At 49.1% G+C, this 21243-nt stretch carries 18 protein-coding genes; 2 read left to right on the top strand and 16 right to left on the bottom strand.

The window, feature by feature from the left end:
* Positions 1 to 148: 148 nt before the first annotated feature.
* From ACR0QE_RS10160 to ACR0QE_RS10105, 12 genes are all read right to left on the bottom strand, one after another.
* Positions 149 to 1129: a D-isomer specific 2-hydroxyacid dehydrogenase family protein gene (locus ACR0QE_RS10160; protein WP_432628240.1), complete on the bottom strand. Its 981-nt coding sequence runs from the start codon at positions 1127 to 1129 to the stop codon at positions 149 to 151.
* Between the two features lie 379 nt (positions 1130 to 1508).
* Complete coding sequence (locus ACR0QE_RS10155) at positions 1509 to 1841, bottom strand: cupin domain-containing protein (protein WP_432628239.1); 333 nt, start codon at positions 1839 to 1841, stop codon at positions 1509 to 1511.
* 166 nt (positions 1842 to 2007) lie between these two features.
* Entirely contained in the window at positions 2008 to 3591 is a 1584-nt protein-coding gene (gene hcp, locus ACR0QE_RS10150; protein ID WP_432628242.1) for a hydroxylamine reductase, read from the bottom strand.
* 471 nt (positions 3592 to 4062) lie between these two features.
* On the bottom strand, positions 4063 to 5085 hold the full coding sequence (gene ilvC / locus ACR0QE_RS10145; protein WP_432628241.1) for a ketol-acid reductoisomerase: 1023 nt from the start codon (positions 5083 to 5085) through the stop codon (positions 4063 to 4065).
* A gap of 178 nt (positions 5086 to 5263) precedes the next feature.
* Positions 5264 to 5764: an acetolactate synthase small subunit gene (ilvN, locus tag ACR0QE_RS10140; protein ID WP_432628238.1), complete on the bottom strand. Its 501-nt coding sequence runs from the start codon at positions 5762 to 5764 to the stop codon at positions 5264 to 5266.
* Positions 5765 to 5925: 161 nt separating this feature from the next.
* The gene (locus ACR0QE_RS10135; RefSeq protein ID WP_432628237.1) at positions 5926 to 6942 is read right to left on the bottom strand and encodes an alpha-hydroxy-acid oxidizing protein; all 1017 of its coding nucleotides are present in this window, start codon (positions 6940 to 6942) and stop codon (positions 5926 to 5928) included.
* A gap of 117 nt (positions 6943 to 7059) precedes the next feature.
* Positions 7060 to 7332, bottom strand: a complete 273-nt coding sequence (locus ACR0QE_RS10130; RefSeq protein ID WP_432628236.1) for an acylphosphatase — start codon at positions 7330 to 7332, stop codon at positions 7060 to 7062.
* A gap of 89 nt (positions 7333 to 7421) precedes the next feature.
* Positions 7422 to 8798 (bottom strand): MATE family efflux transporter, encoded by a 1377-nt coding sequence (locus ACR0QE_RS10125; RefSeq protein ID WP_432628235.1) that lies wholly within the window; start codon positions 8796 to 8798, stop codon positions 7422 to 7424.
* Between the two features lie 27 nt (positions 8799 to 8825).
* On the bottom strand, positions 8826 to 9152 hold the full coding sequence (locus tag ACR0QE_RS10120) for a hypothetical protein (protein ID WP_432628234.1): 327 nt from the start codon (positions 9150 to 9152) through the stop codon (positions 8826 to 8828).
* Positions 9152 to 9943: an alpha/beta fold hydrolase gene (locus ACR0QE_RS10115; protein WP_432628233.1), complete on the bottom strand. Its 792-nt coding sequence runs from the start codon at positions 9941 to 9943 to the stop codon at positions 9152 to 9154. Before ACR0QE_RS10115 ends, ACR0QE_RS10120 begins: the two co-directional genes overlap by 1 nt.
* Positions 9924 to 11636 (bottom strand): bifunctional lysylphosphatidylglycerol flippase/synthetase MprF, encoded by a 1713-nt coding sequence (locus ACR0QE_RS10110; RefSeq protein ID WP_432628232.1) that lies wholly within the window; start codon positions 11634 to 11636, stop codon positions 9924 to 9926. The genes ACR0QE_RS10115 and ACR0QE_RS10110 overlap by 20 nt, the downstream gene beginning before the upstream one ends.
* Positions 11637 to 12045: 409 nt before the next feature.
* Positions 12046 to 12903 (bottom strand): DMT family transporter, encoded by an 858-nt coding sequence (locus ACR0QE_RS10105; protein ID WP_432628231.1) that lies wholly within the window; start codon positions 12901 to 12903, stop codon positions 12046 to 12048.
* A 326-nt stretch (positions 12904 to 13229) separates the two neighbouring features.
* On the opposite strand from ACR0QE_RS10105, the gene ACR0QE_RS10100 reads away from it, so the two are divergent.
* Together ACR0QE_RS10100 and glgD are read left to right on the top strand one after the other, a co-directional pair.
* Positions 13230 to 14438 carry a glucose-1-phosphate adenylyltransferase gene (locus ACR0QE_RS10100; protein ID WP_432628230.1) on the top strand — a complete coding sequence of 403 codons (1209 nt, stop codon included), beginning with the start codon at positions 13230 to 13232 and terminating at the stop codon, positions 14436 to 14438.
* Entirely contained in the window at positions 14432 to 15574 is a 1143-nt protein-coding gene (gene glgD, locus ACR0QE_RS10095) for a glucose-1-phosphate adenylyltransferase subunit GlgD (protein ID WP_432628229.1), read from the top strand. The genes ACR0QE_RS10100 and glgD overlap by 7 nt, the downstream gene beginning before the upstream one ends.
* Before the next feature lie 107 nt (positions 15575 to 15681).
* Here the strand turns inward: glgD and ACR0QE_RS10090 are convergent, their stop codons facing one another.
* The 4 genes from ACR0QE_RS10090 to ACR0QE_RS10075 form a co-directional block, all read right to left on the bottom strand.
* Positions 15682 to 17817: a glycogen debranching protein gene (locus ACR0QE_RS10090; protein WP_432628228.1), complete on the bottom strand. Its 2136-nt coding sequence runs from the start codon at positions 17815 to 17817 to the stop codon at positions 15682 to 15684.
* A gap of 683 nt (positions 17818 to 18500) precedes the next feature.
* Positions 18501 to 19511: a GGGtGRT protein gene (locus ACR0QE_RS10085; protein WP_177977718.1), complete on the bottom strand. Its 1011-nt coding sequence runs from the start codon at positions 19509 to 19511 to the stop codon at positions 18501 to 18503.
* Between the two features lie 32 nt (positions 19512 to 19543).
* Complete coding sequence (locus ACR0QE_RS10080; protein ID WP_432628227.1) at positions 19544 to 20236, bottom strand: iron-sulfur cluster assembly scaffold protein; 693 nt, start codon at positions 20234 to 20236, stop codon at positions 19544 to 19546.
* A 268-nt stretch (positions 20237 to 20504) separates the two neighbouring features.
* A complete protein-coding gene (locus tag ACR0QE_RS10075) occupies positions 20505 to 20840 on the bottom strand; it encodes a hypothetical protein (RefSeq protein WP_432628226.1) in 336 nt (111 codons plus the stop codon).
* Positions 20841 to 21243 lie beyond the last annotated feature (403 nt).

Here is a 21243-nt window from a genome sequence, read left to right as displayed (position 1 = left end):
TTTGTGTCTGTTTTTAGATTTCCATGTTCCCATGATATAAGCATACAATAATATCTAACTTTTGGCTACCTTAACCCACCGTCTAAAGTCAGTGGGATTGCGGTAGCCTCATTTCAAGAGGCAAAGGGCTGCCTCCAGGAAATGCCGCTTACAGCTCTGTTCTGCAAGGTGTTCCCTCTTTCATCTCCACAATCCCGCGAAGACCACAGTCCACCATGCTGCGCACGGCAGTATCCGTATAGAATGCCATATGCGGAGTAAAAATAACGTTGCGGAACTGGTGCAGATAGAACCAGTTTCTGTTTTTCAGAATGTCGATTCGGTGATCCTCATGGATGATACCCTCCTCGCCCTCAACAGTGTCAAGACCGAGTGCTCCGATCTTTTCGCTCTCAATGCCCTCGACAAGTGCATCGATGTCCACAAGTTCTCCTCTCGCACAGTTGATCAGGATTACTCCATCTTTCATCTTTGCAATCGTCTCGCGATCCAGCATATGATAATTTTCCGGTGTCAGAGGAAGATGTAGCGTGATAATATCCGCCTCGCGATAGACAGTCTCGCGATCCACATAGGTCGCATACTTCTTCACTTCTTCCTTCTCATACGGATCAACCGCCAGAATCCGGCAGCCAAATCCGGACAGACTGCGGATAACCTGAGCGCCGATCTTTCCGGTTCCGATCACGCCGACTGTCATATGCTTAAGCTCACGTCCCATCAAGCCTTTAAGCGCAAAGTCATTTACCTGGCCTCTCCAGAGCGCCTGCTTATAATTGCGCAGACACATCAGCATCATCATAATTGTGAAATCTGACACGCCATCCGGCTCATAGTTTGCATGGCACACATGCATCCCAATGCTCTTTGCATACGCCACATCAATATGATTAAACCCGATCGTTCTCGTCGAGAGGCACTCCACGCCCAGTTTCTTCCACGCATCCAAAAGCGGCGCATCAATCGTGCCCTGACCGAGAATCGACACACCGACACAGCCCTCTGCCATCCCTGCATTCTCAAGCGACGGCACTTCGCCAGTCTCCACAACCTCAAGCTTTAACTCTTCCGCAATTCTGGCAATATCTGCCTTCTCGTCCTCCCGCACTTCATAAAGCAGTATCTTCATATCAAATCTGTCCTTTCCCTGATCTCATACAGACATATTTCACGAACCATCTCTCCCCCATCGCCTGTATGCCCAGTCTATGTTAGATTCTATTTTTTTCCATACCATCGTACCACAGGAAGCTCCGAATTGACAGCTCCTCTTTTGAAAGAAATCTACTCCATTACACGTATATACGCAAAAAAATCCCACAAGCAGATTTCTCTACTTGCGGGAAAAATAGTTATATCATTTTTGCAAATACTTAAAGCCTACGTCTATACCAGCCGGCGACGTAAGACGAGAAAGTGCAGACAAACCCGGAGCGAGAGCATGTTTGACTGACTTTACTCGTCGTCGGCGCCTCGATAAATCAATAAACCTATAAATCTATAAATTTTTAAAAGATAACCGTCAGCAGCATCTTAAAATTCTCTTTTCCATACACGGCATGCGGATGGCGAGCCGGCATCACAATCGTCTCCCCCTCATGAAGCTCATACTGCACGCCATCGATCGTGATACATCCCACTCCGTCAAGGCACTGTACCATCGCATCGCCACCTGACTCATGGGTGCTGATCTCCTCACCCTTCCAGAAAGAAAACAGCGTCAGGCTGACTGCTTCGTTCTGTGCCAGTGTGCGGCTGACCACCTGTCCCTCCTGATACGCGATCATCTCTTTCAGGCTTAAAACCTCTGCCTTGTTAATGTTCTTCATTCTCTCTTCCATCATACCTTCTCCTTTTTTGTTATTGATTTCCCTCTTTACGGTCCATCCGGACCATCTAGCGGATTTTCCTCTGGATTTTCCCTGAGTTTTTTCTCTGATTTTTCCTGTGTACATGGTACGGTCTCTCTTTTTCTCGGCGCTCTTCCTCTTGGTTTTCACAAGCCACTTAGCGACCCAGCAGCGCCTTTAAATCTTCCTCTGCTGTCGTAGTCGGCGCAATGTGATAGTTTTCCACCAGATAGTTTAACACATTTTTGGAAAGAAATGCAGGTAAAGTCGGGCCCAGCCGGATATTTTCAATTCCGAGATGAAGCAGGGTCAGCAAAATACACACTGCTTTCTGCTCATACCAGGACAGTACGAGAGACAGCGGAAGCTCATTGACAGAGCACCCAAACGCCTCTGCAAGTGCAAGTGCGACGCGAATCGCACTGTATGCGTCGTTACACCGTCCCATATCCATGATGCGCGGAAGTCCCGCCACTTCCCCGAGATCGAGATCATTGAAACGGTATTTTCCGCAGGCGAGTGTCAGAATCACAGAATCTTTTGGAATTTTCTTCACAAAATCCGTGTAATAATTTCTTCCCGGGCGTGCTCCGTCACATCCACCGACAAGGAAGAAATGACTGATTTTCCCCGCTTTCACGGCGTCCACAACCTGATCTGCGACAGCGAGCACCGTTCCATGCGCAAATCCGGTCATCACCTGATTTCCACCGTTAATTCCGGTCATCTCACGATCCTCCGCATAACCGCCAAGCTCTAATGCCTTCTCGATCACCGGAGTGAAATCCTTATCCTCCCCGATATGCTTCATCTCCGGATAGGAAACCACCTCCGTCGTAAATACGCGGTCCGCATAACTCTTCTTCACCGGCATCAGGCAGTTCGTCGTGAAAAGAACCGGCGCCGGAATGTTATCAAATTCCTTCTGCTGGTTCTGCCATGCCGTTCCGAAATTCCCCTTCAGATGCGGATATTTCTTTAACTCCGGATAGCCATGTGCCGGAAGCATCTCCCCATGCGTATAAATGTTGATGCCCTTGTCCTTCGTCTGCTCCAGAAGCAGTTTCAGATCAAGAAGATCATGTCCGCTGATCACGATAAACGGTCCCTTCTCGACGGAGAGCGGAACCGTCACCGGTTTCGGGTCTCCAAAGCTCTCGCGGTTTGCCTTATCCAGAAGTTCCATACACGCCAGATTGACTTCCCCGACCTCAAGGACAACCGGAAGCAGATCCGCCATCTCCAGATCATATCCAAGCACGGCAAGTGCCTTTATAAAAAACTGATCCACTCTTTCATCGCGGTATCCGAGCACCAACGCGTGATACGCGTAAGCCGCCATTCCGCGGATTCCGAACAAGATCAGAGATTTCAGAGAGCGGATATCCTCATCTGCCTCCCAGATCGCCTTCATCTCGTATCTGTCCGTGTCGCCACAGCGGGAAGCGCAGGTGATGCATCCCGGAGAGATTCTCGCCTTTTCCCGGCGCACTCGCTCAATCATCTCTGTCACGGTCTCTTCATTGAAATTCACATTCGTGATCGTTGTAAATAATGCCTCAATGATCAGCCTGGTCGTGTTTTCATCACCCGGATGGTGAAAACAGCCTTTTGCCAGACCAAGCAGCTCTCCGGTCAGCTCATCCTGAAGATTTGCGACCTCTGCACTCTTTCCACAGACTCCCGCATTTCCCGTACAGCCACTGCAGCCAGCTGTCTGCTCACACTGAAAACAAAACATTTTATTCATTCAAGATTTCCTCCATTGCTCTGCGATATTTTTTATAATTTTTGAGTTTTATCCCAATCTCTTCTAATCTTTTCTTTCGTTTCCAATCGTTTCTTTCGTTTTTTCTGGTTTTTCCGGTTCTTTCCGGTTCTTAATTTTTACTTATCTTTTTTGTTCTTGTTTGTTCATTTTCTCGTTTTCTTTTGCTCGTATACAGAATACTCGAAAATCCATCAAAACTCCGTAACGATTGTTACAAATCAAATAAAATCCCAAACAAATTTTAATTTTTTATATTTTCCAAAAAAGGATTCACCCAGATACAGTCAAGAAACCTCTCAGGGAAGACAGGAAACACAAGAAAGAGAGGAAAAAAAGAGACCTCACAGGGCAGCTGCCTGCAAAGTCTCTCTTTCCTATGTAGATTTCTTATGTAGAAGAAATCTTCTTATTCAGTTTTTGTTCTCAGATGAACAACTCGGATTAGTTGTTGATCAGCTTATCCTCTTCGTTGTTCCAGCTGTACAGCTTACGGATCTCTGCACCAACCTTCTCAGACGGATGCTCGGAAGCCAGCTTTCTCATAGCCTTGAAGTGTACCTGACGGCCTGCCGGAGACATATCAAGCAGGAACTCCTTAGCGAAGGTACCATCCTGGATATCGGTCAGGATCTTCTTCATGGTCTTCTTGGTCTCCTCAGTGATCAGCTTCGGTCCGGTGATGTAATCGCCGTACTCAGCGGTGTTGGAGATGGAGTAACGCATTCCAGCGAAACCAGACTGGTAGATCAGGTCTACGATCAGCTTCATCTCATGGATGCACTCGAAGTATGCGTTCTTCGGATCATAACCAGCCTCAACCAGAGTCTCGAAACCAGCCTGCATCAGAGCGCAAACGCCGCCGCACAGAACTGCCTGCTCACCGAACAGATCGGTCTCAGTCTCGGTACGGAAGGTGGTCTCCAGCAGACCTGCTCTTGCTCCGCCGATGCCCAGGCCGTAAGCCAGTGCCTTCTCCAGAGCCTTACCGGTGTAATCCTGCTCAACAGCTACCAGACACGGAGTTCCCTTACCAGCCTGATACTCGCTGCGAACGGTATGACCCGGTGCCTTCGGAGCGATCATGGTTACATCGACATTCTTCGGCGGATTGATGCATCCGAAATGAATGTTGAAACCATGAGCGAACATCAGCATGTTACCCTCTTCCAGGTTCGGCTCGATGTCCTTCTTGTACATATCTGCCTGCAGCTCATCGTTGATCAGGATCATGATGATATCTGCCTTCTTTGCAGCCTCTGCTGCGGTATAAACCTCAAAGCCCTGCTTCTCAGCCTTTGCCCAGGACTTGCTGCCCTCGTACAGACCGATGATAACGTGGCATCCAGAATCCTTTAAGTTTAATGCGTGTGCATGTCCCTGGCTACCGTAGCCGATAATCGCAATGGTCTTACCCTCCAGTAAGGATAAGTTACAATCTTCCTGATAATAAATCTTTGCCATGATTCTTTTCCTCCTTGGAAATACATATGAATCTAAATTTTTTTAAAATTTTATAAGCAAAAGGATTCATACCGGCGTCTCTCTGTCCGTCTTTGGCATGCCTTCTCGCTAACAACCTTCATGGATTCCGTATTTTCTGCGAAATCCCCCGCCCTCATGTTGAGAGGCGTTCCGCTCTGTCCTACGGCAGATAACGGATATCATCGGAACCTCTTGAAAGACCGGTCAGACCGGTTCTTGCAAGCTCCAGAATCTCATAATCCTCGAGCAGATTGATCAGGGCATCCAGCTTGGACTGATCACCGGTCAGCATCACGGTGAGGGAATCTTTTCCCACATCCACGATCGTCGCACGGAAAATGCTTGAGATCGCATTGACTGCCTGGCGCTGGTTTGCATTCGCCCGAACCTTTACCATAATCAGCTCACGATAAACGGAGTGACCCGGCTTCAGTTCCTTGATGTCGCGGACATCTTCCAGCTTGCGAAGCTGCTTTTCAATCTGTTCCAAAATACTCTGATCTCCGTAGGAAACCACCGTCATTCTGGAATAGCGCTCATCTGCCGTAACACCAACGGTCAGACTCTCAATATTGTATCCCCGGCGGCTGAACAGACCCGCTACGCGGCTCAGTACACCGGAAGTGTTGTCTACCAGCAATGATAAAACAATTCTATCCATCGGCTTTCACCCTTTCCTGTCAAGTACCTCTAATGATAACAATCATGCTTCTTTTTGTCAACTCTCAAAATGGAATGTATGGTATTCCTGAGAGTTATAGGTTCCGTTCACGCGTTGTGCAAACAGCAGCGGATCCTGGTGGCAATCCAATATCATTTCGTTTAACGCACCATATCCCGGCTGATCTCGGCAAGACTTTTTGCTCCGCACATTGCCATTGTATCCTCAAGTTCTGCACCGAGGCGGGTGATGAGTTCCTCAACTCCCTCCTCTGCTCCGCCATACACCGCAGTCACAAACGGACGGCAGATCAGCACTCCATCCGCACCAAGTGCCAGTGCCTTAAACAGATCCACACCTGTCCGGATTCCTCCGTCCACGAGAATCTTCATCGAATCTCCGACTGCCTCTGCAATCTCCGGAAGAACTTCTGCCGTCGCCGGACACTGGTCAAGCACACGGCCGCCGTGGTTCGACACGACAATCGCAGATGCACCGGCCTCCTTCGCTTTCATTGCCCCGCGCACCGTCATGACGCCTTTCACAATGAACGGAAGTCCCGCCTCACGGATGATCCCGCCAAGCTCCTCAACCGTCTTCGCTCCGGCCGGTGGATTCAAATTTTTCAAAAACGGCAGACCCGCTGCATCCACATCCATCGCAACCGCAAACGCGCCGCTCTCACGCACCAGCTCCATTTTCTGCGCCACCGTCTTCGCATCCCACGGCTTGACCGTCGGCACTCCGATTCCATCTGCATGCTTCACCGCCTGCGTCGCCGCAACCATCACACTCGGATCTGTCCCGTCACCGGTAAACGCCGCAATGCCCGCCTTGGCACACGCGCGAACCAGAACATCATTGTAGGTCGCATCATTATAAGTCTCCCCGTAATGCAGATTCACCGCTCCGACCGGTCCTGCAAAAAACGGATAGGCAAATTTCTTTCCAAACAGTTCAAACGTCGTGTCAACCGGGCCATTCTCGCAGATCGTATCCATCTGGACACGGATCTCCTTCCATTTTTCATAATTGCGGATTGCCGTGTCGCCGACCCCCTTGGCTCCCGGTCCCGGAATCTGATTTCTGCACGCCCGCCCGTCACAGATCTCACATCCCTTGCAGTATTTTCCCAGACAGGTCCTCGCCTGAAGAAGCACTTCTTTCTTTGTCAGCATCGCTCTCATCCTCCTGTTTTCTCTTGCTGTTTTCTTTTTTTCTTCTATGTCTCTTTTTTATTTTTCTGTTTTATCTTCCTTTCATCTTCCTCCGGGTTTTGGTTTTTTATTTTTCCCCTAATTTGCCATGTAAAATCCCTTTTCCTCTTTTAAAGGAATGTCCTCTGATTCCACATTTTCAATCTGGATATACGGCTCCTCTCTTAAGCGACGCACAAGTTCCCAGACCATCGTCTCATACCCCTGTGCTTCCATCTCGACACGGCCGTCCCAAAGATTCTGCACCCAGCCGCAAATCCCCAGTCCCCGCGCAATCCGCGTTGCCTGATAGCGAAATCCCACGCCCTGCACGCGTCCGGAAAAATAGAAATGTTTTCTCACCATTTTCATAAAGCTCCCCCTTCTTTGTCCCGAAAACCCTTCCTTATCCTGAAAATCCTTCTTTATCTCAGAATCTCAGAAACTTCTCTGTTCAAAACCTATTTTTTTCTGTCTTTTCTTCCCATCGACGGATCTCCGACCACCTTCTTAAACAGCATCAGATACACCGTTGTCGACACTGCTGCGGAAATCACATCCGAGACAGGTTCCGTCCAGAACACATTCGTGATTCCAAACAGAAGCGGAATCACAAATACCCCTGCCAGATAGAGTCCCTTTCGAAACAGCGACAGGCTGATCGCGACATGCGCAATTCCCATTCCTGTAAAACCATCCACAATCGTGTACTGCACGGCAAGAGGGATCACAGCAAGCGCTGAAATCCGGATTGCTCTCGCCGTCAGACCGATGTATTCCGGATTTCTCGTAAAAATCTGCGCAAACAGCCCAGGGATGATCTGGGAAAGCAGGAACATGATCGCAGTAAAGCCCAGAGACATCTTCAAGATATACTGCTGTGCCCTCCAGATGCGGTCCGGGCGCTTTGCTCCGAAATTGTATCCGAGAATTGTCTGCGTTCCGCTTGTGATTCCCCCGAGCGGCATTGTCACGATCAGCATGAAACTCTGTGCAATCGTCGCACACGTCAGAAGCGTATCACCCTGTCCCGGACCTCCGAGTCTCTGAATCACTGTATTCATCGAGATAATCAGCACATTGTCCATCGCAATGATGATGCACGGAGATGCGCCCACCTTCATGACCCTGCGCATGACCTTCCAGCTGTAATCCCCAAAAGTGATGCGGATTGGCACTCTCTTTCCAAAGAGAAATGTCAGCACATATGTGCAGGAAGCAAGCTGGGAGAGCACCGTCGCAACCGCCGCCCCGCGCACTCCCATTCCAAATCCAAAGATAAACACCGGATCAAGGACAATATTTGCGACCGCGCCGAGCACAACGGCCTTCATACCGACTTTTGCAAATCCCTGACAGATGATAAACTGATTCATTCCCGTCGTCATCAGTGCAAAAACGGTGCCGAGCAGATAGATCGTGATGTACTGATACGCATACGGAAATGTCCTCTCCCCTGCCCCGAACCACCAGAGCATCTTCTCCGAGAATGCCAGTGCCGTCACTGTCAGAACAGCGGATAAGACCGCAAGCATCAGAAAACAGTTTGCAAGAATCTGTCTCGCCGCGCGCTCATTTTTCTCTCCGAGACGGATGCTCATTAACGGCGCACCGCCGATTCCGATCAGACACGCAAACGAAGAAATCAGCGTCACGATCGGCCCGCAGACCCCGACTCCGGCAAGTGCACTCTCTCCGATCTTCGGAATGTTTCCGATATACATTCGGTCCACAATGCTGTAAAACACGCTGACAAACTGCGCCAGCATCGACGGAACTGCCAGTCTCCAGACAAGGCTTTTCACGTCATCTGTATCAAGATTATTTTCCAGTTTCATATGTAATTAATTATCCTTCAATATTTTTCAAAAATGACCGGCCTCATGTTCTTCATTCAGCCAAGCCACAGCTTCCCAGATTCCATCTGTCGTGAATGTGAAATCGCGGCTGTGTTTTTTTTCCTCTTCCGTGACCTCATAGTTGAACGGTTCCGGCCAGATCACTGCATGAATCACCGGCTCTGTCTTTGCAGGTTCTTCCCCCTGCGCCTCCTCAATAATCCGCTCTCCCTTTTCCAGAAGATACCTCATTCCCCGAAAACTCCCGGTAAATCGGCTTTTTTTCAGATATGGAATCGAGATGTCTCCGTGAAGATCAATCTGAGGTTTCTTATTCTCTTTTTTCTCTCCCATCACTCCCAGTCCCCTCTCTCCTCAAAAAATCTCTCAATCACCTTCATGTAACGCTCTCTCTTGTGCAGGAAATCCGCATGGCGCGCCCCTTTTAAGAGAACCAGACGGCTTTTTGGAATCTGGCGCTGCATCCACTGGCTGTGAGAGACGCGGATCACATCGTTTGTCCCCGCAATCAGAAGCGTCGGAGCCTGAATCTTTCCGAGACGCTCCTCGGTCAGATCCGGCGAGTGGAACATCAGCCCGTTTAACATCCTGCTCCGGTCAAATTTCCGGCGCTGTTTTTTATCCTGACAGAACTCCCTGAGAATTCCGGAGACGGCGTACTCCGCCCCTACAAACAGGTAGTACGGAAGCAGCATGCCCCAGGGCTTCGCATTTCCGCTGACCGCGATCACTCCGGCCGTGTGTTTTTGATAGAGCGATGCAAACTCCAGAGCAATATTTGCCCCATCACTGAATCCGAGAAGCGTGACCTTCTCAATCCCGAGATGATGAATCAGTTTGAGAACATCCCCTGCCATGTCCCGGGTCGTAAATTCCAGACTGGACGTCTTTTTTAGAAGGGAATGGCCATGCCCCCTGCTGTCCATCAGAATCACCTGAAATCCCTTATCTTGCAGCCACGCTGCGTACTTCTCAAAAATTTTGTGGGACTCCCCGTTTCCATGAAGCAGAACGATCGGTTTTCCATTCCCGTCCCCATGCACCTCATAGTAAATTCTGGCATCGTCCGTCTCAAATTTTCCGCTCTTTCGAGCAGTCTCAGTCTCATCCGTTCTTTTTCTCATTTTTTTGTTTCCTCTGAAAACGTTCTTTCAAAAATGACCGCACATAATCCATGATTCCCTGTGGATTCTGGATCTTCACCACCGCATAAAACATATCGGGTGTCGGCACCTTCGGCAGATACGCATAGTAGGACGGCACCCACTCCGTCGGGCTGTATTTCTCCTTTGCCCGGTACAGATCACGAAATCCATAGCAGGCGTTAAGGTTATCGTACACAAAACGCAGCAGTTTTTCAATCGGATTGGCACTCTTTCCGTCAAGTCCGGTTAACGGCGCCACTCCAAGGCTTCCATAACCGATTCCCTCCTCGCGGAATGCCTGAAAAGCCTGATAGATGATCGTCTCCATCACGCCGCCCGGGGCATCCTTTCCATGGCGCGTCACATCTGCCATATATCCATTTCCTGCAAGGAACGGGACGAACACGACAAAGGCAACGATTTTTCCCTCTGCGGTCTCCGCATAGAAGTAACGGCGGTCCATCGGATTTTCAAGTCCAACCGTTCCCATTGTGAACGTCAAAAGTCCGCTTTTCTTCTCAGAGAGCCATTCCTCGCTGACCCGCATCAGACCTTCCTCGATCTTCGGATCCCGCTTTTCGCTGATCCTGTATTCCTTGATCGTGATTCCTGCTTTCACGGCATGATTGATATTCATGCGCATCTTTGCGCCTTTTTTGCCGGAAATCTCATAGTCCGAGAGCTTAAATCTCGCCTCCTCGCCGGCTTTCACAATTCCAAAACCCTGTTTTTTGTACTCCTCCAGGTATTCATCCGTGAGGCCGAGGAAAAACAGCTTGTAGGCACTCTTCTGGCAAAACTGTCGAAACTCCGCAAGCAGGACGCCGAAATCTCCATCCGCACACACCGGATCTCCATTCACGATAACCGTGTCATCCACCGTCCCGTAAGGAATCACCCCGTCGACCGTTTTTCCGAAATACAGGGTCTTGTCCTCCTCGAGTGTCAGGTAGGAGCAGGGATTTTTTCCATATAAATGCAAGAGAGTCCGCGCATGCTGAATGTCTCTGCTGTCCGACGGAGCCTCCAGCCACGGCCGCACCGCATATAAAACTGCGGCGAGCAGGCAGCCCCAGCTGAACCAGAAAATCAGCGATTCCGCCCTCTGCCCCCACGGGCCCGCAATCGTGTCCGATGTCATTCCGAAAATCATTCCGGCTCCCTCGCAGAAGCTCTGCCAGAGGGAAACTCCCGTCCCGTCCGGCTGCGATGCAAGTTTCAGATAGTGATAGCCGAGCCCTGCGTTGACGAGTGTTCCCGCAAGAGAAGCACCGAACAAGGCAAGGGCCTGCTGTCTCGACCGCTTTGATGCCGGGCAGCAGAAATCCGTCCGAAATGCCGCAAATCCCACAAGCAGAAGCAGATTCACGGCAAAGGCGAGCCGATGCGTCGGGCTCTCCCTCAGCTCTGCCATACAGCGCAAAATACTCAGAACCAGGACAAAAACGGTAATTTTCCACGCCGAATGTTTTCTCTTCTTTAACTGAAACGACAGAAAAAACAAAATGACCGAAAATGCCCTCTGCACCATCCGCCCCATCTCAAGAAATGTCATCACCCGATATTCTACGGTCCATGCCGGCACAAAAGTCAACCCGAACAGGACCACGGAAAGTACCGCCAGAAACAGAATCATTCCGTTTTCAACTTTAATTCGAACCGTCTGCTTCACTGTTGTCAATCTCCCTTCTCGTCTTCTTTCCGCTTTCGCATGGCATGTCTGTCTCAATCTCCTTTGATTTCTCCGCTCTCCCTCCTTCGTTCATTTTTTATTCATAAATCTGTTACAAACATTCCATACTTCTGCTAAACTTCTTTCACAATTTCTCGCTATACTAAAATCATCAAATGAAGCTACCAACTATTTGATAAAATTTTTTTCATAATTGCCGGCAGCGACGGGCTGCCGGCTCCTCCCTTTGAAATGTGGAGACGATTGCAGAAAGGAATTTCCTCTTCCTATCTTGCAGTCGTCTTTTTTGTTCTCCTCTATCGGTCTGCACGGATCTATGCCAATCCATATCAAAGATCAACCCATGTCGACCTGTATCGATATCACATCTGCCATCTCCTGCTGCTGTCTACGCTCTTCTCTTGTTGTACAGAAAGATCCAGACTCCCATCGCGCAGATGATGACATAGCCCGCCAGACTCATCGCATCCGGGATCTGGCCGAAGAACAAAAATCCCCAGATCGTGGAGAAAATAATCTGGGAGTAGTCATAAACGGAGATCTCCCGCGCCGGCGCATAACAGTATGCCATCGTCACACCAAACTGGCCGCCCGTCGCCGCAAGCCCCGCAAGGAGCAGACTCCCAAGCTGCCACCACTCCATCGGATGGTAGCCCGCAATCACAAACGGGAGCAGGACAAGCACGGAAAACGTGGAGAAGAAAAAGACGATAAAGGGTCCCTTCTCCCCTCTCGTTCCGAGCAGGCGCACAAACGCATAGGCAATTCCTGCTCCCATTCCGCCGAGAAGTCCGATAAAAGCGGGAAGTCTCGACAGATCCAACCCGGTCGGTCGGAGAATCAGAAGGCTTCCAAGAAAGGCTCCCGCGACGGCAAGCCCCTGCACAAGGCTGATCCGCTCTCTCAGAAGAATAAAGCTGAAGAGCAGAGTGAAAAACGGCGCCATCTTGTTGAGCATTGAGGCATCCGCCAGAACAAGATGATCGACGGCATAATAGTTGCACAGAATTCCCATCGTTCCAAACAGGGAGCGCACCACGAGCAGGCCAAGGTTTTTCTTGTCACCCGAAAATCCCACTTTCTGTTTTTTCATAATCACAATTGCGAAGAAGACTGCCACCAGATTGCGGAACAGACTCTTCTGCATCGACGGCAGATCTCCTGCCAGACGAATAAACACACTCATCAGCGAAAAACAGAACGCTGAAAATACAATGCAGGCAATTCCCCTGTATTTTGAATTCATCTCTTTACACTCTCTTTTCCTAGTCTTAACACCAAACTGTGTCTTTTGAGTTATTGTAACCCTGTGGGCATTATACCACAAATTTTCTTTCCTGTATTTAACAAAACATCTGTCTTTTTTTGCTTTTCTATGGTACAATTTGTATATGAGTAATTCTCATATGCGCCCTGTTTTTAAAAAATATTCCAAAAACAGGCGACGCGCATACCGATGTATTCTCAGGATGTTTTTCATATCTGTACGCAGACATTTTCCATTTGGCGACACGGCTCATGGAATCTGTGCACAGCTGGGAATACACGAATATTTTGAGGGGGATAAATTTTATGGCCAAAGAAATGATTGCTATGCTTCTTGCCGGCGGCCAGGGTTCCCGGCTTTATGCCCTGACCCAGAAGCTGGCAAAACCTGCAGTTCCTTTTGGCGGAAAATATCGTATCATCGACTTTCCGCTTTCCAACTGCGTAAATTCCGGTATCGATACCGTAGGAATTCTGACCCAGTATCAGCCACTGGTGCTCAACGAGTATATCGGCAACGGACAGCCGTGGGATCTCGACCGTCTCTATGGAGGTGTTCATGTGCTCCCGCCTTATCAGAAGGCTTCCGGCTCTGACTGGTACAAGGGAACTGCCAATGCGATCTACCAGAATATTTCTTTTATTGAGCGCTATAATCCCGAGTATGTAATTATTCTTTCCGGCGACCAGATCTGCAAACAGGACTACAGTGATTTCCTTCGTTTCCACAAGGAAAAGAATGCTGAGTTCAGTGTTGCTGTCATGGAGGTTCCGTGGGAGGATGCTTCCCGTTTCGGCCTGATGGTTGCAGACGAGAACGACCGCATCACCGAGTTCCAGGAGAAACCGAAGAATCCGAAGTCCAACCTGGCATCGATGGGAATTTACATCTTCAACTGGGATATTCTGCGCAAATACCTGATCGAGGACGAGGCCGATCCGAATTCTGAGAACGATTTCGGAAACAATATCATCCCCAATCTGCTGCGTGACGGACGCAGAATGTACGCTTATCATTTTGACGGCTACTGGAAAGACGTCGGCACCATCCCGTCTCTCTGGGAAGCAAACATGGAAGTGCTCGATCCGGAGCACAGCGGCATCAACCTGTTCGATGAGAACTGGAAGATTTACAGCCGCAACAGCGGTATGACCGGTCACAAGATCGCGAAGAATGCCGTTGTCACAAACTCCATGATCACCGACGGCTGCCGAATCGAGGGCGGTGTCAAGCACTCCATCCTCTTCTCCGGTGTCAAGGTAGAGCCGGGTGCTGTGGTCGAGGATTCTGTTGTCATGGGTGGCTCCATCATCCGTTCAGGTGCTGTGGTGCGCCATGCAATCCTCGCTGAGAATGTTGAGATCGGCGAGAATGCCGTTGTCGGCGATATGCCTTCCGGCGACGAGAAGAATGTGGCAACCATCGGCTCGGGCGTGAAGATCGGTGCAAATGCAAAGATCGGCCCTAAGGCGATGATCAACAACGATGTAAAGGATGGTGAAGAACAATGGTAAATTCTAACTCCGATGCTCTGGGCATCATTTTCCCAAACTCCTATGACGCTCTGGTTCCCGATCTTGTGGCAGAACGCCTGATGGCTTCCATTCCTTTCGCCAGCCGTTATCGTCTGGTCGACTTCATTCTGTCGAGCATGGCAAACTGCGGAATCGACAACATCTCCGTTGTTGTCCGCAAGAACTACCTGTCCTTGATGGATCACTTAGGTTCCGGACGTGCCTATGATCTCGTACGCAAGAACGGCGGTCTGAACATCGTTCCGCCTTACGCTGAGCGCGGTGTCTCCGTCTACAATGGCCGTGTGCAGGCGCTTGCCAACATCCTGAGCCACTTAAAGCGCCAGAAAGAGAAATACGTCATTCTGGCAGATACCAATCTGGCTGCAAACTTTGATTTCAAGGATTTCATCAACAAGCACGTTGAGAGTGGCGCTGATGTGACCGTTGCCTACAAGGAAGAGCCGCTTCCGGCAGGTCTTCTGTCCGCTCCGATCACGGATGATGTTCTCTACTACACCTTTGCAGTTGAGAATGGCCGTGTGAGAAACATCTACATGAACTCCAAAGAGCAGGGTATCCAGAATTTTGGCATGAATATCTATATTCTCAGCAGAGAACTCCTGATTCAGCAGATCGAAGTTGCTTTCGCGCGCGGATATATCTATTTTGAGCGCGATATTCTCGCTCCTCAGGTCAACAAGCTGAACATTCAGGCATATCGTTACGACGGCTATGTCGCTCGCATCACCGATATGAAGAGCTACTTCGAGGAGAATATGAAGATGCTCGATGATGTCAACGTCGATGCCCTCTTCTCCTCCAACCCGATCTACACAAAGATTCGTGATGATAACCCGACCCGCTACATCAACGGCGCAAATGCGAAGAACATCATGGCTGCCGATGGCTGCGTGATCGAGGGCGATGTCGAGGATTCCATCCTCTTCAGAGGTGTCCGCATTGCAAAAGGAGCACGCGTGCGCAACTGTGTTCTGATGCAGGATACGGTTGTCGAGGCAGGTGCTGATCTGGATTACGTCATCACCGACAAGAACGTGACGATCTCCGCCGGAAAAGAACTCAAGGGAAATAAAGACTTCCAGGTATTCATTCCAAAAAGACAGACCGTATAAAAGCTATAAAAAGTATAAAAATTTGAATTCATAAGAAAAACCGCTGCGAGCCCTCATCCGGATCATAAAAATGAGAGTTCACAGCGGTTTTGTTCATGTTCTTTGATTTAATAGGTTCTGACCGAGAAGACCGCCACGGAACGCGGACGCATCGTAAATGTGCCCTCAATCCGGACTGCCTCCTGCTCGGAATAGCAGTAACGTCCCTGTCCGTCCCCGAATGTATTCACATACAGGTACCAGAAACCCGCTCTGCGCGTATCCGGAAGCGTGATCGTCACATCCTCCCAGTAAGTATTCACGGCGAGATAAACCATGTCATCTCTTCCCTTATCCTTATCATAGCCTGCAAAGCTCACGCAGAGTGTTCTCGTGTCGTGGGAAATATTTCCCGGGCGCAAGGCATCCGCCTCGTGAGAGCGGATCGGCTCCATTCCACAGACCGCATCCGGGAGACGTTTGCGGATCACCGGATGATCGTGGCGGAACTGGATCATATAGCGGAAAAATTCAAACAGATCCCTGTTTTTCTCAAGCAGCGACCAGTCCAGCCAGGAGATCTCACTGTCCTGACAGTATCCGTTATTGTTTCCGTACTGGGTATTTCCAAATTCATCTCCGGCGAGGAACATCGGCGTGCCGCGGCTGCACATCAGGACTGCGCAGGCATTCCGGATCATTCGCATGCGGAGCTGATTTACCTGCCAGTCGTCAGTATCTCCCTCCGCACCGCAGTTCCAGCTTCGGTTATCATTTGCCCCATCTGTATTGTCCCAGCCATTTGCCTCGTTGTGCTTGCCATTGTAAGCGTACAGGTCATAGAGCGTAAATCCATCGTGACACGTCAGGAAATTGACGCAGGAGTTGTATCCGGCATATTCTGCATGGTCATCCGAAGTCATTCCTCCATAGAGATCTCCGGAACCGGAAATTCTCCATGCCGCATCCCACGCTTCCCAGTTGTCTCCCTTCAAGAATCCACGGATCGTATCGCGGTAACGGCCGTTCCACTCCGCCCAGCGTCCGCTTGCCGGGAATCTTCCAACCTGATACAATCCGCCGGCATCCCACGCCTCGGCAATCAGCTTGACATTTCCGAGAATAGGGTCATAGGCAAGGCTTCGAAGAAGAGGCGGATTGTTCATCGGAGAACCATCCTCATTTCGTCCGAGAATGCTCGCAAGATCGAAACGGAAGCCATCGACGCGGTAGCGCACGGTCCAGTAGCGCAGACACTCCAGAATCAGATTCTGGACAATCGGATTGTTGCAGTTAAGCGTATTTCCGCATCCGCTGAAATTGTAGTAATATCCGTCCGGTGTGAGCATGTAATAGATCTTGTTGTCAATTCCCTTAAAGCAGAAGGACGGTCCCTTCTCATTTCCCTCTGCGGTATGATTGAAGACCACGTCGAGAATGACTTCAATTCCATTTGCGTGCAGGAGGCGGATCAGCTCTTTGAGCTCTTTGCCCTCTGTTCCGTCCACATGGGTCGACGAATAACTCGCATTCGGGGCAAAGAAGCACACCGTATTGTATCCCCAGTACTCCAGAAGCGTCTTTCCATCGACCTCTCTCGAGTTAAGCATCTCATCGAACTCAAAAATCGGCATCAGCTCGACCGCATTGACTCCAAGGCTCTTGAGATACGGGATTTTCTCCCGAAGTCCCTCAAAGGTTCCCGGATGGCGCACTCCGGAAGAATGATGGCGCGTAAAGCCGCGCACGTGGAGCTCATAGATGACCAGATCACTCATCTCCCGCTTCGACTGCGGCATATCTCCCCAGTCAAAATTGTCCCGAACCACACAGGCATGGTAATCCCGGCTCTTCTTCTCTCCCCAGCGCTCCTTTCCCACAACGCAGCGCGCATAAGGATCAAGAAGCACATTTTTCTTATCAAACAGAAGACCCGCCTTCGGATTGTTCGGTCCGTCAATCCGATATGCATATTCAAATTCTTCCGGCTGCAATCCAAACACAATCATCGAATACACATCGCCAATCTTATACTCCTCCGGAAATGGGAGCACCGCATATGGTTCTTCCTCTCCACGGTGGAACAGCAGAAGCTCACAGCTTGTGCCGTTTCTGGTATGAATTGTAAAGTTCACACCACATTCGAGCACCATCGCCCCATTAATGTCAAACAGTCCCGGTCTCACATGATAACCCGCAATTTTTCCCATGACTTCATTGCGGATCGGATAGTCCAGGATAATCTCCCGATTCTGAATCTTCATTTGCCATTCTCCCCTCACTTAGTCAAGTCAAACGCTCACAGAGCGTATAACTGCATGCCTCTATTTTATCATTTTATGAGAGTGCGGGCAAGTTTCTGCCGAAAGATCCACGAAAGACTAAGTTATCAATGTTCTGAGGATGATCCAATTTCTCGTTCAGTGCATGCTTTTCTGCTTCGCTCCACTCTGCTCTCATCCCCATACTTCACATCCTTACTCACACATATCTTTATCTCTGCGTTTTTCAAAGATTTTTCGCGCAACATATCCCAGAATCAACGAGATTGCAATAATAATCACATTTTTTATCGCTTCCATACTTATACTCATTTTACATATTCTCTCTTTTTTTTTCATACAAATATTTCAGAATCTTCACCAAATCAAAAAATGCGCGTGCAAAGAAAAAACATGACATTGCGCTCAATACAAACTTCATAATTTCTCTCATCTTCTTTTCTCCTTCCATTTTCTGTATGCAATCCCTACAAGCTGATTCGTAACAACTGCCACAACGATGCCAACTACAATACTTATATTCATACTCAATGCACCTCCTTTTACATCTTCTGCATTTTCTCTTCCGGTAAAGAAAATTTCCCAATAAAAGCTAAAAATGGAGTAGAACCATCCAGCTCTACTCCATCTCCTGCATTTCTATAAACGGCTTAAATCCGTTATTTTTAGAACTTGCCAGCCTTAGCTGCTTCCTCTACGGAAACTGCTACTGCTACGGTAGCACCTACCATCGGGTTGTTACCCATTCCGATCAGACCCATCATCTCTACGTGAGCCGGAACGGAAGAAGAACCTGCGAACTGTGCATCAGAATGCATACGGCCCATGGTATCGGTCATTCCGTAGGAAGCCGGACCAGCTGCCATGTTATCCGGATGCAGGGTACGTCCAGTACCGCCACCAGAAGCTACGGAGAAGTACTTCTTACCCTTCTCCTGGCACTCCTTCTTGTAGGTACCAGCTACCGGATGCTGGAAACGGGTCGGGTTGGTGGAGTTACCGGTGATGGAAACGTCAACGCCTTCCTTCCACATGATTGCAACACCCTCACGAACGTCATTTGCGCCATAGCAGTTTACCTTAGCGCGCAGACCCTCAGAGTAGGACTTTCTCCACAGCTCTTTTACTTCGCCGGTGTAGTAATCCATCTGAGTCTCTACATAGGTGAAACCATTGATACGGGAGATGATCTGTGCAGCATCTTTGCCCAGACCGTTCAGGATAACACGCAGAGGTTTCTGACGAACCTTGTTTGCCTTCTCTGCGATACCGATAGCACCCTCTGCTGCTGCGAAGGACTCATGTCCAGCCAGGAAGCAGAAGCAGTCAGTGGTCTCTTCCAGAAGCATCTTACCCAGATTACCATGGCCCAGACCTACCTTACGCTGATCAGCAACAGATCCCGGAATACAGAAAGCCTGAAGACCCTCACCGATTGCTGCAGCTGCATCTGCTGCACGACGGCAGCCCTTCTTGATTGCGATTGCTGCGCCTACGGTGTAAGCCCACTTTGCATTCTCGAAACAGATCGGCTGAATAGCCTCAACCTGCTTGTATACGTCCAGACCTGCGTCCTTGGTAATTTTCTCTGCTTCCTCGATAGAAGCGATGCCATAGCTGTTTAATACTGCATCAATCTGCTTGATGCGTCTCTCATATGATTCAAATAATGCCATGATGACTTGTCTCCTCCTTCAAATTCGTTCGTTTATGCCTGTCTCGGATCGATGATCTTAACTGCATCTGCGATGCGGCCGTACTGACCCTTTGCCTTCTCGTAAGCAGTGGTCGGGTCGTCGCCCTTCTTAATAAAGTCGGTCATCTTGCCGAAGTTCACGAACTGATAGCCGATGATCTGATCGTCAGCATCCAGAGCGATGCCGGTTACATATCCCTCAGCCATCTCCAGGTAACGAGGACCCTTCTTCAGGGTGCCATACATGGTACCAACCTGAGAACGAAGACCCTTACCAAGATCCTCAAGACCTGCGCCGATCGGAAGACCATCCTCAGAGAATGCACTCTGGGATCTGCCGTATGCGATCTGAAGGAACAGCTCTCTCATAGCGGTATTGATTGCATCACAAACCAGGTCAGTGTTCAGAGCCTCCAGAACAGTCAGTCCCGGAAGAATCTCAGCTGCCATTGCTGCGGAGTGAGTCATGCCGGAGCATCCGATGGTCTCAACCAGAGCCTCCTGAATGATGCCCTCTTTCACGTTAAGAGTCAGCTTACAAGCACCCTGCTGCGGAGCGCACCAGCCAACACCGTGTGTCAGACCGGAAATGTCTCCCACCTGTTTAGACTGTACCCATTTTGCCTCCTCCGGAATCGGAGCAGCACCATGATGCACGCCCTGAGCGACGGTGCACATTTCTTCTACTTCCTGTGAATAAATCATGTCAAAACTCCTTTCAACTATGTAATCTCATAAAGTACGCGCCATAATGCCGCGCTGTATGGTACTGCGCTTCTGATTTGACCCCGCAGTCTGACGCCACACAACCGTCTCTTTATTACTCATCGTACTTGATCATATTTTCTCATAAAACGACAATTTCGTCCAGTGTTTTTTACCATTTTTCCTAAAATACCCCCTGACGAAAAACAGGAGCAAAATTGATAATTTTTCAACACTTTTGCTTATTGACATTTTTGTAACAATCTGCTTATGCCAATCCCATATCTTTTTCTTTCCTGCGCTGCCTGCTTTTTAAGCATCTCTGCGCATTTTCCGTGCGCGCCTCCCCGTACACCACATCGCGTTTTCTTGGCAGGTATGCATCTGTGGTCCGCACACCGAGACCCACCTGAGCCGCAATCTCCTCTCTCGCCATTCCCGCATGATACAGGTGTAAAATTCTTCGATGCAAATCACTTGTTGTAATTCCATGCGTCGCCAATGTCTTCACAATCCGGCACCAGCTGTATCCGGTCTCCTTCTCCACTTTTTTCACCGAGTTCGTTTCCTGGTAGCTGTCCAGAATCATCTTGTCAATACTCATTCGGATCTCCTGCCTTCCTGTTGTCTGTAAATCTTATCTGTGAATTTGGTCTCTAAATTCAATCCAATTTATAACGAATTTTCTTTGAATTTCCTTTAAAATACAGGAAAAACGTGTTCAAACTGTGTTCTTTTTGTGATTTTTTCTTCTGAAAACCACAAAAATTTCTCAGCAGTCAGGTTCCATTGCCACAAAGGCAATCCTTGGAAAGAAAGTGGAAAGAAAATCGAGATGCAAAGCAAAAAAGAGCGCAGAGAAAAACGGTTCTATACTGAATGTTGGGGTGTGTTGAAAAACATACTTCCAACATTCTTTTTGTTGTAATAAAATACATCTATAAGAAGCCTCCCAATCATTTTACCGACCAAAGTTTAATGTAACGGAGGTGACCCCTTATAGATGT

The sequence above is a fragment of the Brotaphodocola sp. genome (assembly GCF_050873065.1).
Lineage (GTDB): Bacteria > Bacillota > Clostridia > Lachnospirales > Lachnospiraceae > Brotaphodocola.
The sequence above is the reverse complement of the archived record's forward strand: the minus strand, read 5'-3'. Positions and strand labels throughout refer to the sequence as shown.

Coding starts and splice junctions, on each gene's coding strand:
- ACR0QE_RS10075 (WP_432628226.1), bottom strand. CDS start 20,840: ATGAGTATTGACAAGATGATTCTGGACAGCTACCAGGAAACGAACTCG.
- ACR0QE_RS10160 (WP_432628240.1), bottom strand. CDS start 1,129: ATGAAGATACTGCTTTATGAAGTGCGGGAGGACGAGAAGGCAGATATT.
- ACR0QE_RS10115 (WP_432628233.1), bottom strand. CDS start 9,943: ATGAGAAAAAGAACGGATGAGACTGAGACTGCTCGAAAGAGCGGAAAA.
- ACR0QE_RS10125 (WP_432628235.1), bottom strand. CDS start 8,798: ATGAAACTGGAAAATAATCTTGATACAGATGACGTGAAAAGCCTTGTC.
- ACR0QE_RS10085 (WP_177977718.1), bottom strand. CDS start 19,511: ATGGCATTATTTGAATCATATGAGAGACGCATCAAGCAGATTGATGCA.
- ACR0QE_RS10155 (WP_432628239.1), bottom strand. CDS start 1,841: ATGGAAGAGAGAATGAAGAACATTAACAAGGCAGAGGTTTTAAGCCTG.
- ilvN (WP_432628238.1), bottom strand. CDS start 5,764: ATGGATAGAATTGTTTTATCATTGCTGGTAGACAACACTTCCGGTGTA.
- ACR0QE_RS10100 (WP_432628230.1), top strand. CDS start 13,230: ATGGCCAAAGAAATGATTGCTATGCTTCTTGCCGGCGGCCAGGGTTCC.
- ACR0QE_RS10080 (WP_432628227.1), bottom strand. CDS start 20,236: ATGATTTATTCACAGGAAGTAGAAGAAATGTGCACCGTCGCTCAGGGC.
- hcp (WP_432628242.1), bottom strand. CDS start 3,591: ATGTTTTGTTTTCAGTGTGAGCAGACAGCTGGCTGCAGTGGCTGTACG.
- glgD (WP_432628229.1), top strand. CDS start 14,432: ATGGTAAATTCTAACTCCGATGCTCTGGGCATCATTTTCCCAAACTCC.
- ACR0QE_RS10130 (WP_432628236.1), bottom strand. CDS start 7,332: ATGAAAATGGTGAGAAAACATTTCTATTTTTCCGGACGCGTGCAGGGC.
- ACR0QE_RS10120 (WP_432628234.1), bottom strand. CDS start 9,152: ATGGGAGAGAAAAAAGAGAATAAGAAACCTCAGATTGATCTTCACGGA.
- ACR0QE_RS10105 (WP_432628231.1), bottom strand. CDS start 12,903: ATGAATTCAAAATACAGGGGAATTGCCTGCATTGTATTTTCAGCGTTC.
- ACR0QE_RS10090 (WP_432628228.1), bottom strand. CDS start 17,817: ATGAAGATTCAGAATCGGGAGATTATCCTGGACTATCCGATCCGCAAT.
- ACR0QE_RS10135 (WP_432628237.1), bottom strand. CDS start 6,942: ATGCTGACAAAGAAAGAAGTGCTTCTTCAGGCGAGGACCTGTCTGGGA.